This window comes from Hoeflea sp. CAU 1731 (genome assembly GCF_039888615.1).
Lineage (GTDB): Bacteria > Pseudomonadota > Alphaproteobacteria > Rhizobiales > Rhizobiaceae > Flavimaribacter.
The window spans coordinates 182840-197358 of record NZ_JBDQQS010000007.1; the positions used below are offsets into that span (position 1 = coordinate 182840).

Here is a 14519-nt window from a genome sequence, read left to right on the forward strand (position 1 = left end):
ATTCGATCGTTGCTCAGCCTTGTTCGCCGCTTCGGCACCCTCATCGGCTTTTGCGCCATCATCGTGTTTTTCTGGACGCAGCTGCCGGACACATTCATGACGCCGCGAAACATGCTGAATATCTCGCAGCAGATCAGCATGCTTGCCGTCGTGGCCTTCACCATGACGATTGTCATGGTCATGGGCGATTTCGACCTCAGCGTCGGGTCCATGGCCAGTCTGGCGGGTGTGGCGGCGGCGATCGTCTTCAGCCATGACTATCCTGTCTACGCCGGCGTCGCCGCAGCCCTTGCGGTCGGCGCCGTGGGGGGTCTCTTCAACGGTTTCCTCGTCAGCTATGTCGGCATATTGCCTTTCGTCGCGTCGCTCGGCACGCTGACCATGTTCAGCGGCGCCGCCTTTCTGGTGAGCGGCGGCAAGACCATTTTCGGCCGCGATATTCCTTCCGCGTTCAGCGGTTTCGCGCGCAGCGGCATTTCGCTCGAGTGGCTGGGATTGCAGCCCCTGTACCTGCCCTATCTTACGATCCTTGCCATCACAGTACTCATTCTTGTCTGGATCGGCCTGGAGCATACGCCCTATGGAAGGCGGCTTTATGCCATCGGCGGCAATTACGAGGCGGCGCGGCTCGCCGGCGTCAAGGTTCGGATACTTCGCATGTCAGCCTTCGCCCTGACCGGGCTTGGCGCCGCCACAGCCGGACTCATGTACGCCAGCCGGGTGGCCTCGGCGAATCCGACCCAGGGCAGCGGGCTGATGCTCGATGCGATCGCCGCCGTCTTCCTCGGAATGACCATGAGCGAGGAAGGAGAGCCTCGCGTATTTGCAACGCTGGTTGGAGTTCTCACACTTGGCGTGCTCGACAACGGACTGACCCAGATGAGCGTCGACAGCTACGTCCGCGAAGTGCTGGTCGGCGCGATTGTCGTCCTGGCGGTCGCCACATCCAGCATCGGAAAGCAGCGCGCCTGATTTCAACGCGGCGCGTAGTCGAAACGGGAGAAGTCGGCGTTTATGGCCGACCCGCTCGTGTCGAACGCCGCCATGCCGACGAAAGCGCCGGTAAACGATGCATGTTCGCCGCGACCACCCTCGTCCGAAATCACGCTGGCGTCGAGAACAGGCCCGACCTGTTTCCAGTCCTCGGAAGCTGAAGCGCGCCAGAAAAACCGGAGTTCGCCAAGATCGACCTCAAGAGCGAGTTGCACCGGTCCGCCGGCGGGCAGCTGAACTGGCTCATCAAGCGGAAACTCGAGACGGCCGTCCGGCCAGTCGCCCGGACAACTCAGGATCGTCAGAACCCGGCCGAGTTCCTCATACCAAGTGACAGCCAGGAAGTGGAACTTGTGGCGATTGTAGTAGTGGGTGAGACCGGCAGCCTGCTGGATGGTTTCCGGTGCAAACGAGATTTCCGTCTCGGCGCGAAACACGAAATGTTCCTGACGCCGCGCCACCAGCGCCTGCTCGAACCAGCTTCCGATCGATTCCCGGGCGTGCAGACGCAGCGCGCTTCCGGTCATGGAGAACAGTTTTTCCGGTTCGGGCGAACGCAGCCACTGGAACTCCGGCGGTAGCTGATCGCCGTCGAAAATCCTGTGAACCGCTCTCGCGGGTTCCGGATCGACGAGCGGATCCTCTGTCGCCACCTCTACAAAGGGTTTTATGCCGCCTTGCGACAGATAGAGCCATCCATCGTCGCGCCATTCGCAGCGCTGGATCGCCGTTTCACGCCCCAGCGGCGAGCGCCTCGTTCCGGGAAGCGGTCTCGAACACAGGTGCGTATGAAACACGAGGCCGGTTGGCGTTTCGACGATCTGGCCGTGTCCGGCCCGCTGCAGCGCGGCGTCAGGCGCATTTGCTGAGGTGATCAGAAACGTATCGGGATGGATCTCGTACGGTCCGTCGATGGACCGTGAACGCGCCATGGTGACGGCGTGGTCGTATCCCGTCCCGCCTTCAGCGACGGTCATGTAGTACCAGCCCTTTCTCTTGAACAGATGCGGGCCTTCCACCAGTCCGTGCAAGCTTCCCTGGAAGACGTTTTTCACCGGCCCGACCAGCTTGCCCGCATCCGGATCATATTCCTGCAGCAGGATGCCAGCGAAGGCCGGATGCTTCGGACTGCCGCCTACCGAATTGGACCGGTGATTCCACAGCATGTTCATGAACCATTTGCGGCCATCATCGTCATGAAACAGCGACGGATCGAAGCCCGAGGAATTGATATGGACGGGATCCGACCATTCGCCTTCAATCGTCGGAGAGGTGACGATGTAGTTGTGCGCGTCTTTGAAGTTGCCGTCGAGCCTTTTCACGTCCGTATAGACAAGCCAGAACAGACCGTCGGCATAGGACAGACACGGAGCCCACACACCGCATGAATCCGGATTGCCGCGCATGTCGAGCTGGCTTGCCCGCTCCAGCGGACGCCTGACCAGATTCCAGTTCACGAGATTGCGGGAGTGATGAATTTGCACGCCCGGATACCACTCGAACGTCGATGTGGCGATATAGTAGTCGTCACCGGCGCGGCAGATCGACGGATCGGGGTTAAAGCCGCGAAGCACCGGATTGAAAATCATGGCTGCCTCAATTCCTCCTCTGTGCCGCGACGGCGGAAAGTCGGACATTCACTTCCCGCGAGAACCAGTCGATCTGCGTCAGTTCTTCGATCGAAAAATCGACATGCTTCATCGCCATCACGCAATCGACCACCTGCTCAGGCCGGGTGGCGCCAATAAGCGTCGACGTCATTTTGCCTCCCCATAAAATCCATGCAAGCACCAATTGCGCAAGAGACTGGCCTTTGCCGGCCGCAATACCATTCAATCTTCTCACGTTGTTCAAAAGACTGTCCTGAAAGGACGCGGCGTTTGGCGGCATTGCGGACACGGATCCGTCCTGCAGTGCGCGGGAGAGATTTCTGCTTGTCAACAGACCCTGGGCAAGCGGTGAAAAGACGATCGAGCCAATGCCGTTCTCGTCGAGAGTCGTCATCAGTTCCCTGTCATCCATCCAGCGGTCGCCGGAAACGTGTCTGGGCTGGTAAACGAGGCAGGGTGTGCCGAGCTCTTTAAGGATATCCACCGCTTCGCGTGTTGACTTGGTGTCATAGGCGGACAGTCCGACATAGAGAGCCCTGCCCGAACGCACGATGTGGTCGAGCGCTGACATGGTTTCGTCCAGAGGCGTTTTCGAATCCCGCAGGTGTGTGTAGAAAATGTCGACATAGTCGAGGCCCATCCGTCGAAGACTGCGGTCGCAACTCGCCACCAGGTGCTTTCTGCTGCTCCGTACGGCGTGATTGTTGGATGAGGCGCCGAAGCCGGCTTTGACAGAAATCACAAGTTCATCACGAATGTCGCGAAAATCGGTTCGCAATATCTCGCCAAAGATTTCTTCGGCCGAGCCGGGCGAGGATCCGGCGCCGGCGTTGAGATCGTAATGGGTTATCCCCATATCAACCGCCTGCCGGCAAACCGCCTGCTTGATGTCGAAGGGAATATCGGGTCCGAAATTGTGCCATAGTCCGAGGGACAATGCCGACACGCTCAACCCCGAATTTCCACATTGTCGATATGACATCCTGTCATATCTGTCTTCGGCTGGTCGCCACATCATTAAAACACTTTTGCTTCCCGTAATAAAACACCGGGAATCTGAAATCGATTTTCTAAAACAGGTGGCCGGAATTATTCCGGCGATGGCATCATCAGTCCCCCGCCAAACGCCTGATCCCGCCCGCAGTCCTGCAAAACGCAGACTGGTCGCCCGTATGTCGCCGCCTGCCTGACCTCCCCACCTCAACTCTGGATGGATTAGCCCGAAAGGCAATTCAACCTGCATATCTGGAAATCGAGTGTCAAGTGCAATCATCCGACCGTTCTGCAAGCCAGGCCTCGAATGCCTGTCTGGCGCTTTCGCTGGTCGGGGGATACAGACCAATGACCGGCGCGCCCTTGAGCACCTGCTCCGTGGCGAACTGCTCGAACCGCTCCATCCGGGCGCATTCCTCGGCGATTTCTGCAGTCATGTGCGCCGGAATGACGACGACGCCTTCACCATCGCCAACGATTGTGTCGCCGGGAAACACCGCGACCCCGCCGCATCCGATCGGCACATTCAGGTCGCACGCTTCGTGCAGCGTCAAGTTCGTAGGGGCGGACGGCCGATTATGATAACAGGCTATCTCCAGCGTCTCGATGACCGGACTGTCGCGAAACCCGCCGTCGGTGACGACGCCGGCGCACCCGCGAATCATCAACCGGGTGACAAGAATGGACCCTGCAGAGGCCGCGCGCGGATCGTTGCGGCTGTCCATGACCATGACATGGCCTTCAGGACATTGCTCCACCGCAACCCGTTGCGGATGCTCGGGATTCTCGAACACGGATATGCCGTTTCTGTCTTCCCGCGCCGGTATGTAACGTAACGTATAGGCGGGTCCGACCATGTTTGTCGTCGGTTTCGAAAGCGGCCGCACATCCTGGATGAACTGGTTCCGCAATCCCGTTTTGAAAAGCGCCGTGCAGATCGAGGCCGTACTGACCCGCTGCAGGATCTGCGATGTTCTCTCTTCGAGTGTTTCCGACATGGGCGACCTCAATAAATATCCGGCTCGCCGGACGCGGGTCCGTAGGCCGTCTCAAGGTAGTCGAAATCTGCGCCTTTGTCAGCTTGGCCGATATGCTGGAGGAACATCCAGCCGTAGCCGCGCCCGAATTGCGGCGGCGGTTCCTTCCACGCGGCGCGGCGCTGTTGCAACTCTTCATCGCTCACAAGCATGTCGATCCGTCTGTTGGGAACGTCCATACGCACCATGTCGCCGGTCTTCAGAAGCGCCAGCGGCCCTCCTACGCAGGATTCCGGCGCCACATGGAGCACGCAGGCGCCGAAGCTGGTGCCGCTCATTCGGGCGTCCGAAATGCGCACCATGTCGCGATGCCCTTCCTTCAGGAGCTTCTTCGGCATCGGGATCATGCCCCATTCCGGCATGCCCGGCCCGCCCTTCGGCCCGGCGTTGCGCAAGACGAGCACATGGTCGGCGGTAATGTCGAGATTCTCGTCGTCGAGCGCGATCTTGAGGTCGGGATAGCTGTCGAAGACCATGGCCGGACCTTCGTGGACGTGAAACTTTGGATCACATGCGGCCGGTTTGATGACGCAGCCGTCCGGCGCCAGATTCCCTTTCAGAACAGCGATCGAACCCTCCCGGTAGATCGGATTGTCAAGGCTGCGTATGACGTCGTCATCATAGATCTCGGCGTCTTGAATATTTTCGCCAAGCGTTTCGCCCGTCACCGTCATGCACTCGGCGTGGAGGTGATCGCCCAGTCTGGACATGAGGCCCGTCAGCCCTCCAGAGTAGTAGAAATCCTCCATCAGATAGGTCGAGCCGGATGGCCTCACATTGGCGATAACCGGAACGTCGCGGCTCTTGGCGTCGATGGCGTCGAGATCAAGCTGAACACCAGCTCTTCTCGCCATCGCTATCAGGTGTATGACGGCGTTGGTGGAGCATCCGGTTGCCATCGCGACGGTCAGCGCATTGTCGAAGGCGTTCCCATCAAGAATCCGGTCCGGGGTCAGGTCTTCGGCAATCATCCCGACGATCCTCACGCCGCATTTCGAGGCCATGCGGATATGTCCGGAATCGGCCGCCGGTATGGATGAGGCGCCTGGCAAGGTCAGGCCAAGCGCCTCTGCTATGGCCGTCATGGTGCTGGCTGTTCCCATCGTCATGCAGTGACCATAGGAGCGGGCGATGCCGGCTTCCATCTCGTCCCATTGCTTCGCCGTGATTTCACCCGCGCGCCGCTCGTCCCAGTACTTGAAAGCGTCCGAGCCGCTGCCAAGGGTCTTGCCTCTCCAGTTGCCGCGCAGCATAGGCCCGGCTGGCAGGAAGATGAACGGCAGGCCAGCGCTGATCGCTCCCATAATGAGTCCCGGCGTAGTCTTGTCGCAACCGCCCATGAGCACCGCTCCGTCGACCGGATGGGACACCAGAAGTTCCTCGGCCTCGATCGCCAGCAGATTACGATAGAGCATGGTTGTCGGTTTCACGTAGCTCTCGGATAACGAGAGCGCTGGAAGTTCAATCGGAAAACCCCCTGCTTCAAGAACGCCGCGCTTCACGTCCTCGACGCGCTGCTTGAAGTGCTGGTGGCACGGATTGATGTCGGACCAGGTGTTGAGAACCGCGACAATCGGCTTGCCCGACCATTCCTCCGGTCGAAGCCCCATCTGTTGCGCCCTCGATCGGTGGCCGAAGGATCGAAAGTCATCCGGTGCAAACCAGCGCTCGCTGCGCAGCGATTTCTTTTCTGTCATTTGCGCCCTTTCCTCCGCGCGCCGGCGAACAATTTGTCTGCCGCGCCAGTCTTGCTTATCATTTCGACTTGTCCTGAAACACGAAGAGCAAATCCGAACGACGGCCCACCGACTAGCCTCCCCTTGCCTCCGTCAGGCGTGAATGTATTGTCACCCGACCAAGCCTCGATCCTTGCTCCCGTCCGGCTTGCGCCGGAATGGACATCTAATCGATGTATTAATATATTAGTTTGCCAGAAGCAATGGCGCAAACCACGGCGCGTCCAGGCGAACAGGAGATTTGATTGCCGACAACGAGCGAAGAAACTGCGCAGGCCGGCAAACCGGCGCGCCATCAATTCGCCATCGATCGCAAACGGCCGGCGGCGATCCAGGTGTATGAGGATCTGCGTTCGCGAATCATTTCTCTGGAACTCAAGCCGGGCGAAAGTCTCTCCCGTCTCGAACTCGTCCAACAATACGGCGTTAGCCAGACGCCTGTGCGCGATGCATTCATTTTGTTGGAGAAAGAGGGGCTTATAGAGGTCTACCCGCAATCCAAAACACTTGTGTCAAAGATCGACATCGCCCAGGCGCGCGAAACCCAGTTTCTGAGAACAGCCGTCGAACTGGAAGTTGGCCGCGTGCTTGCCCGGTCAGACGACCGCTCGCTAACCGAAGAAGCGAGACATCTCTGGCAATTACAAGAGCGGGTTCTTGAGACGGAAAACTGGATCGACCGGTTTCGCGACCTCGATGCCCGCTTTCACGCGGCTCTTGCGGAAGCCGCAGGTCAGGCCAATCTCTGGGATCTGATCATTTCGCGCTCCGGCCATATCGACAGGCTGCGCAATCTGCATCTGCCCGATGCCGGCAAGGCCGCCACGGTGCTTTCCGATCACCGCGGGATTCTCGATGCAATCGAGGCCTCCGATCAGGTTCACATAGCCGAGGCCATTCGCAAACACTTGTCCGGCACCCTCAGCGCAGTTGACCTGATCGTCAGTCGGTATCCGGATTATTTTTGAATTTTTGACCAACACCCGTGACATCGGCTATCGCCTGACACAGAAACCCGCCCTCTCCATCCATATGTTTTGACGTCAGGAACACACGATCTCCGCGACTTCCGCCGAAGGTCATTTTTGTCGGATAATCACTGTCGGCTGCGACCGTTCGGATCCGTTCACCTGCCGGGGAGTAGCACCACAATTCACCGGCGTCGACGCCGGCGATCCAATAGTTTCCGGCGTTGTCGACCACGCCGCCGTCAGGGCGTCCCTTTCTATCCTGGCATACGTCCAGAATGCTCCTGTCAGACGCCTTGCCCGAAACCGGATCGTAATCGCAAACCCAGATCGTCCGGGATTCCGGATGTGAATCGGAAAAATACATACGGTTTCGCACAGCATCGAAGGCAAGTCCGTTTGGCGTATAGAGACCGGTGAAGAGAATGAACAAGGAGCCGTCCGGCTCGACGCGACTGATCGTTCCGACCGGATGAGCATTATCACTGTCCATTGTGCCACAAACGATCCGTCCGGCCGGATCGATTGACGCGTCATTGTAGCGAAGGCCCTCGCCAGGCGACGACGCAAAACGCGCGCCAAGTCCTGACCTACCTGTAAACCGATAAATTCCCGACTCCAGACCGATTGCGACCGACCCGTCATCCGCAAGGACAGCAAATCCAACCGTTTCCGGAAGATTCCAGCGTCGGGTTCGACCATTCTCGCAATCGGTGCGCAACAAGGCTTTTCCCGAGACGTCGATCCACCAGACACAATTGTCCCGATTTGACCATGCCGGGCTTTCCCCAAGTTCTGCATAAAGATCGGAAAGGATGGTAAAGCGCCAGGCCGGTTTGTCGTCCGTCACATCAACAGCCTCGGCAGATAAAGTGACAGGCCCGGGAATGCGATAAGGATGGCGAAAAAGATGATCATGGCCAGGAAGAACGGCAGCGAGGCCCTTACGAACTCACCCGACTTGCAATTCATTATGTCGCAGACTGTGAACATGATGACGCCAACCGGCGGCGTCACCCCGCCGAAATTGATCAGCGTCACGATGATGACCCCCATATGTATCGGATCGAAACCGCTCGCCACCAGAACCGGCAAGACGATCGGCGTAATCAGCAGGATGTTTGCTGCTCCTTCCAGGAACATCCCGGTCACGATCAACAGGCAGACGACCAGAATAAGAACAAGCAAGGAGACATCCGTGATCGAGGTAACGAATGCAGTGATTTCCTGCGGGGCCCGCTCGATCGTCATGGCGTATCCAAGCACCGCGGCCATCATGATGAGAAGCATGACCATCCCAAGGTCGGCCATGGTTCCACGCATCGCGTCCAGCAGCCTTTCGAAGTCGAGCTCCCGATACACGAACCGCCCGATGACAAGGGCGTAAAAGACAAGGAAGGCTCCGGCCTCCGTCGCCGTAAAGAGACCGAACCGAAAACCGATGATCAGAATGATCGGAAACATCAGCGCCCAGATGCTTTCAGCCGCGCTTGTCAGCAATTGGCGACCGGTCGGACGTTCTGGCAATTCGGGCGCGTACCCTCTGCGCGACGCGACAATACCGGTGACCGCCATGAGCACGAACATCAGCAGGAGACCCGGTATGACGCCTGCGAGAAACAATCGCCCGACGGAAACCTCGTTGATGAAGCCGAACAGGATCAGTCCGATGCTTGGGGGAATGGTCGCGGTAATGATGGAGCTGAAGGCGATAACTGCGGCTGACGTGCCGCGGCTGTAGCCGCGCTCGACCATCGCCTTGCCGAACAGCCGCGACTGCATCGACGCGTCAGCCACCGCCGAGCCCGATACACCCCCCATCATGAAGCTGAGAACCACGCTTACCTGGAGCAATCCGCCGGCCATCCAGCCGGTAAGAAGCCGCGAAAAATTGACGAGACGGCGCGTGAGGCCCGTCACATTCATCAGATTGCCGGCGAGAATGAAGAACGGAACGGCGAGTAACGGGAAAGACTGCGTCGCGACCGCCATTTTCTGCAGGGCGACGGTCGGCGGCATGCCGCCGCTGAAAATGAAGACCGGAATGCTGGCGAGCGCCAGGGCAAAAGCGACCGGAACGCCGATGACCAGGAACAGGGCGAAAAGCAACGCAACGCTGATGAGGATCATTGGCCGGCCAGTTCGTCTGCAGATGAGGTGTCGGCCGGTCCCCGGAGACTGCGATAGAGATCGAAGCCGAGCGTTCTGATCATCAGGAACAATCCGAATGGCAACGCCCCGGTGACGAAGGAGAAATGCATTTGCGTCGCTCCATAAAGGCGCGGGTGGCTCAATCGAACCAGCTCAATCGAATAAACAAAGAGAAAGACGAGCAAGACGAGAACGATGGCGAAGTTGAAGATCTTCACCATCCGACCGAAGACCGGCGCGAGAATATCGCCCAACCAGTCCAGTCCGAAATGCCGCGATTGCTGGAGCGCGATATCGGCGGCAAGCATGCAGAGCCAGATGAACAACGTCTGAGCGACTTCCACCGACCAAATGATAGGCGCGCCTGCGTAGCGGGTTATCGATGCGATCGCCACAAGGCAGACGATCGCGCTGAGTAAGAGGGCCGCGAGGGTGAATTCGATGCGCATCATCATTACAATTTTCCACCCGCGCGGCCGACTGGCCTATTGTTTGCCGAGGACTTCCTTGACGACGGCGACCTCGTCTTCCAGTTCCAGCTTGCCGTAGACACCCGACACGGCTTCCTTGAACACCTCGCGATCAACCTCGTTGACGTTCACTCCGGTCGCAGCCACGTCCTTCAAGGCTTTTTCACCAAGTTCTATCGTGAGTTGCGAGGCCCAACGGCCGTTTTCGACTGCTTCCTCCAGTACGATCGCCTGCTGCTCCGGGGTCAGTTTGCTCCAGCTATCTTCACCGACCACGAGCGCCGTGACAAGCTGGATGTGTCCGGTCAGGTTCACATCCTTGATCACCTCATACAACTTCGCGCCCCAAATGGCCGTCGGCTGGGCCTCGGCCGCATCGATCGTGCCGAGCTGCAGCGCGGAATAGACTTCGCCCCAGGCGATCGGGGTCGGCGTCGCGCCCATGGCCGCGATGGTTTCGATCCAGACCGGCGCGCCGATAGTCCGCATCTTGACGCCCTTGAGGTCCGCCGGCGACGCAATCGGCTTCTGCGTCAGCGCATGACGGGCGCCCTGATACCAGTTGGAAGCCAACATCACGAGGCCAGCCTTGTCCGTCAATTCCTCGCCCCATGCAAGATAGGGTTCCGACTGTGCAAACTTGTCGGCGTCCTCGAAATCGTCAAACAGGAACGGGGCGCTGAGAACTGCAAGTTCCGGAACAAAGCTTGCAAGCCTTGCGACGTCCGTCACCGTGCCGACATTCGCCCCTGCACGCGCCTGGTCGAGCATGTCGCGCGTGTCGCCAAGTTGCGAATTGTGGAACACCTCGATGACCACCTCGCCATTGGTGCGCTCTTCGACCTTCTCCTTGAAGCGCTCCAGGCCCTGACCCATTGGGTCCTGCGGCGACAACACCGTGCCGAGACGCAATACCTGTTGCGCTGAAACGCCGGTCGCGCCGACGCCCAATGCGAGCCCTGCCGCCAGCATGGCGACGGCAATCTTCAATCCTCTAGTCTTCATGTCTTCCTCCCGTGTGTTTCGCTCAAAATGAGTCCGGAACCGAGGCAACACCGATTCCAGCAACTCAGATACTAATATATTAGTTGAGATGGCATTGGCAGTTCAAGCGGGTCTTGGCAAGCTGAGATTGCAGTCGACGCGCTGCACGCCACTGGATAACACCAGGCGGCCGCGGGCCAACGGGAAAATCAATTCCGGCCAGACCGGGCCTGTGTCAGAGGTTGAACAAACGCGTTTCCCGTTTAGTCGGCGCCCACCGGCGGCGTGCCATGGGTGTGGAAACTGGCGATCGTCTGCAGTCCCCAGGCCTGCCCCTTCTTGCGTTCTTTCTCCGTCCAGATAACCGGCTTCCAGTCCGGTCTCAGGATCAGGCGCGCGCCGGCGTTGGCGACTTCGACGCGATTGCCAGCGGGTTCGTAAACATAGAGGAAGAACGTTCCCTGTATCGCATGCTTGTGCGGGCCGGTCTCGATAAAAACGCCGTTTTCAAGGAAGATGTCGGCGGCCCGCAAAACATCCTCACGCTGGTCCACCGCATAGGTAACGTGGTGAAAACGCTCCTGCGCGTTCGCATGATCTTCCGTGTAGGCGATGTCGTAGCTCTTGTTGTTGACCGTAAACCAGCATCCGCCAAGCCGTCCATTGTCGAGCTGGATCAATTCGGTCACGCGACTGCCGAGCGCCTTGGTCATGAATTCCCGGATCGCGCTGACATCGCGCGCAAGCAAATTCAGATGGTCGATGCGCCGCACACATACGCCACGCCCGTGATAACGCTGGGCAATGTTCTTCAGCGCCGGCTGCTCTTCCGCTGGCGCTATGTATTCGCGGGTATCGTAATAGAGTTCGAACAGGTGCCCGTCCGGATCGGTAAACTGGTACGCGCGTCCGTGTCCGAGGTCGCCGTCGATCCAGCCCTTTTCGCATCCCATCTCCTTGATCACCGCAACGCGTCGCTCAAGCGCCGCCTGTGAGGAGCACCGGTAGCCGATATGTCCAACGCCGGTTGTGTCGGACGCCGTCAGTTTCAGCGTGTGATATTCATAATCGTCGAAGGCGCGCAGATAGACGGAATCCCCTTCCCGGCCGCTTTCCGTCAGCCCGTAGACATTCACGAAAAAGTCGAGACTTTCTTCCGGCTTGTTGGTGAATATTTCGACATGTCCGAGATGCGCCACATCGTAACAGGGTTCGTCCGACATATGAATTCCTCCAAAGCATAAGGTCATCTATGAGAATTGCGGACCCGATAGCATACACTCGACCGATAGTGGAACAAGCGGATGGACGCGGCTGCGGGAAGCCGTGCGGGAGGGATCAACAGCTTAATAAATGCGCTTGTTGACGCTCTGCTTTTCAGAAACTGTCAGACTTGATTGCCTCGGGCGCGCCAGACAAAAGCAGATCAGCAACGAACCTTGCATACCGGGCGCGAGTCATGCCCCGGCCCTCGCGGAACCACATATAGTTCCAGTTCAGCATGCCGAAAGCCGACATGGTGAGAGGCTTGAGAAAGGGTCCGTCGGCAAGCTGCGGAAGAGCTTCTACAAGCGCCTCCGACATCAGCTTGACAAGCGCGCGCTCGCAATTCTTCAACAACTCCTGCTTGTCATCCGGCAACAGCTTCAGGCTCGATATCTGCACCTGGTGATGCGCGTCCGCGTCCTGGTAGGCGTCCAGCAAGGCTGCGGCTATTGCGTAGACCCGCTCGCGGGGATTGGAAGCGGCGTCGGATGCTTTCTGGACAACTTCGACCAGGCTCTGCAGATGTTCGTCGAGCATGTCGAACAGCACAGCTTCCTTGTCCGGATAATAATGGTAGATCAGCGCCTTCGAGACGCCGCACCCATCCGCAATCATCGTGATCGAGGTGCCGGAATAACCGTGTCTGGAAAACAGCTCGGCAGATTGTTGCAGAATCGCCAGCCGTTTTTCATCATAGTCCTGTGCCCGAGTACGAGCCATGGCAAGCCCTTCGCTGCCTGCGGCGGGGTTCGCGAACACGTCACGGACCTGCGCAGCCTTTAGGACGGCTAGAAGTAAAATAAACCGAACGAACGGTCAACCAACGACATCCGAACAGCGTTTCGTATAGTAGCACTGCGACAGAATATTCCCTGCAGGCAGATTTACATATCCTGTAATAATGATAACAAAACTCATGTTTAATACGCCAAGCTCCTAGCCTGTGCCGGCAGCGAAATCGTGCAACCCGTGGGCAGAATTCGACACTTGTATATCGGAGGAATCCAGATGATCAAAACCAGAACCATTCGCACAGCGATTGCGGCGACTTCGCTTGTTGTTGCCGGACATGCGTTAGCCGCGCCTTCAGCGCAAGAGGTGGTCGGCCACTATGCGAACCTGGCCGAAGCGATATTTTCCGATTCGCTAACCACCGCGAAAACGCTTGAAGCAGCGGTTGACGCGTTCCTGGCGAATCCTTCGCAGGAAACGCTTGATACGGCGAAAGACGCGTGGCTTGCAGCGCGCGTTCCCTATCAGCAGACTGAAGCCTACCGGTTCGGCAATGCGATTGTTGACGACTGGGAAGGCCGGGTCAACGCATGGCCGCTGGATGAAGGGCTGATCGACTATGTCGATGCCTCCTATGGCAGCGAGAGCGACGAAAACAGCCTCTACACGGCGAATGTCATCGCCAGTTCCGAATTGATGATCAACGGCGAAGAGGTCGACGCAACTGAAATCACCCCGGAATTCATAGGCGGAACCCTGCATGAAGCAGGTGATATAGAGGCCAATGTGGCGGGCGGCTACCACGCCATAGAGTTCCTGCTTTGGGGGCAGGATCTCAACGGAACCGGACCGGGCGCAGGAAATCGTCCCTACACCGATTTTGATCTTGAGAATTGCACCGGCGGTCACTGCGAACGCCGACGCGCCTATCTTGAGGCGGCCACTGACCTGCTCGTCATCGATCTTGAAGAAATGGTCGCCAACTGGGGCGCAGACGGAGCAGCGCGCAAGGAGTTGATGGAGGATCCCCGAACAGGATTGTCCGTAATCCTGACCGGCATGGGCTCGTTGTCTTATGGCGAACTGGCCGGCGAACGCATGAAGCTTGGCCTTTTGCTCGCGGACCCGGAAGAAGAGCATGACTGTTTTTCCGACAACACCCACAATTCGCATCTCTACGATGCGATCGGAATTCGCAACGTCTATCTCGGTGAATACACGCGGCCTGATGGCAGCACTGTCACAGGACCGTCCGTTTCCGATCTGGTGGCTGAAAAGGACGCCGGCGTCGACGCGGAACTCAAGGCGAAACTGGACGTGACGATCGAGAAAATGCAGGCGATGGCCGAGAGGGCGAAATCCGTCGAAGCCTACGATCAGATGATCGGCGAAGGCAATACGGAAGGCAACGCTGTGGTGCAGGCTGCAATCGACGGGCTCATCGATCAGACCCGCTCGATCGAACGCGCGGTAGCGACGCTCGAACTCGAAAGCCTCGAAATCGAGGGCTCGGACAGCTTGGACAATCCGAACGCTGTCTTCCATTAGGCGGCGTTCCGACGCATTGAATCGAAAGGTC

Annotated in this window: 13 protein-coding genes; 3 read left to right on the forward strand and 10 right to left on the reverse strand. The window is 58.4% G+C overall.

Going from position 1 to position 14519, the window contains the following annotated elements; genetic code table 11:
- The first annotated feature begins 9 nt into the window (after positions 1 to 9).
- Positions 10 to 972, forward strand: coding sequence for an ABC transporter permease (locus AAFN47_RS13470; protein ID WP_499809754.1), 963 nt, complete (start codon positions 10 to 12; stop codon positions 970 to 972).
- Positions 973 to 974: 2 nt separating this feature from the next.
- Here the strand turns inward: AAFN47_RS13470 and AAFN47_RS13475 are convergent, their stop codons facing one another.
- The 4 genes from AAFN47_RS13475 to araD form a co-directional block, all read right to left on the reverse strand.
- Complete coding sequence (locus AAFN47_RS13475) at positions 975 to 2582, reverse strand: glycoside hydrolase family 43 protein (RefSeq protein WP_499809755.1); 1608 nt, start codon at positions 2580 to 2582, stop codon at positions 975 to 977.
- 7 nt (positions 2583 to 2589) lie between these two features.
- The gene (locus AAFN47_RS13480) at positions 2590 to 3621 is read right to left on the reverse strand and encodes an aldo/keto reductase (RefSeq protein ID WP_499809756.1); all 1032 of its coding nucleotides are present in this window, start codon (positions 3619 to 3621) and stop codon (positions 2590 to 2592) included.
- A 241-nt stretch (positions 3622 to 3862) separates the two neighbouring features.
- On the reverse strand, positions 3863 to 4594 hold the full coding sequence (locus tag AAFN47_RS13485) for a ribonuclease activity regulator RraA (protein WP_499809757.1): 732 nt from the start codon (positions 4592 to 4594) through the stop codon (positions 3863 to 3865).
- An 8-nt stretch (positions 4595 to 4602) separates the two neighbouring features.
- A complete protein-coding gene (gene araD / locus AAFN47_RS13490) occupies positions 4603 to 6330 on the reverse strand; it encodes an L-arabinonate dehydratase (protein WP_499809758.1) in 1728 nt (575 codons plus the stop codon).
- Between the two features lie 284 nt (positions 6331 to 6614).
- On the opposite strand from araD, the gene AAFN47_RS13495 reads away from it, so the two are divergent.
- Positions 6615 to 7337, forward strand: coding sequence for a GntR family transcriptional regulator (locus tag AAFN47_RS13495; RefSeq protein ID WP_499809759.1), 723 nt, complete (start codon positions 6615 to 6617; stop codon positions 7335 to 7337).
- Here the strand turns inward: AAFN47_RS13495 and AAFN47_RS13500 are convergent.
- From AAFN47_RS13500 to AAFN47_RS13525, 6 genes are all read right to left on the reverse strand, one after another.
- On the reverse strand, positions 7312 to 8187 hold the full coding sequence (locus AAFN47_RS13500) for an SMP-30/gluconolactonase/LRE family protein (protein WP_499809760.1): 876 nt from the start codon (positions 8185 to 8187) through the stop codon (positions 7312 to 7314). The two genes, AAFN47_RS13495 and AAFN47_RS13500, sit on opposite strands and share 26 nt — an antisense overlap.
- A complete protein-coding gene (locus tag AAFN47_RS13505; protein ID WP_499809761.1) occupies positions 8184 to 9467 on the reverse strand; it encodes a TRAP transporter large permease in 1284 nt (427 codons plus the stop codon). The genes AAFN47_RS13500 and AAFN47_RS13505 overlap by 4 nt, the downstream gene beginning before the upstream one ends.
- The gene (locus tag AAFN47_RS13510) at positions 9464 to 9943 is read right to left on the reverse strand and encodes a TRAP transporter small permease (protein ID WP_499809762.1); all 480 of its coding nucleotides are present in this window, start codon (positions 9941 to 9943) and stop codon (positions 9464 to 9466) included. The genes AAFN47_RS13505 and AAFN47_RS13510 overlap by 4 nt, the downstream gene beginning before the upstream one ends.
- Positions 9944 to 9973: 30 nt before the next feature.
- On the reverse strand, positions 9974 to 10963 hold the full coding sequence (locus AAFN47_RS13515) for a C4-dicarboxylate TRAP transporter substrate-binding protein (protein ID WP_499809763.1): 990 nt from the start codon (positions 10961 to 10963) through the stop codon (positions 9974 to 9976).
- 242 nt (positions 10964 to 11205) lie between these two features.
- Positions 11206 to 12165: a catechol 2,3-dioxygenase gene (locus tag AAFN47_RS13520; RefSeq protein WP_499809764.1), complete on the reverse strand. Its 960-nt coding sequence runs from the start codon at positions 12163 to 12165 to the stop codon at positions 11206 to 11208.
- Between the two features lie 154 nt (positions 12166 to 12319).
- Positions 12320 to 12928, reverse strand: a complete 609-nt coding sequence (locus AAFN47_RS13525) for a TetR/AcrR family transcriptional regulator (RefSeq protein WP_499809765.1) — start codon at positions 12926 to 12928, stop codon at positions 12320 to 12322.
- Between the two features lie 288 nt (positions 12929 to 13216).
- Between AAFN47_RS13525 and AAFN47_RS13530 the strand changes: the two genes are divergently transcribed.
- Complete coding sequence (locus AAFN47_RS13530; protein ID WP_499809766.1) at positions 13217 to 14488, forward strand: imelysin family protein; 1272 nt, start codon at positions 13217 to 13219, stop codon at positions 14486 to 14488.
- The last annotated feature ends 31 nt before the right edge of the window (positions 14489 to 14519 follow it).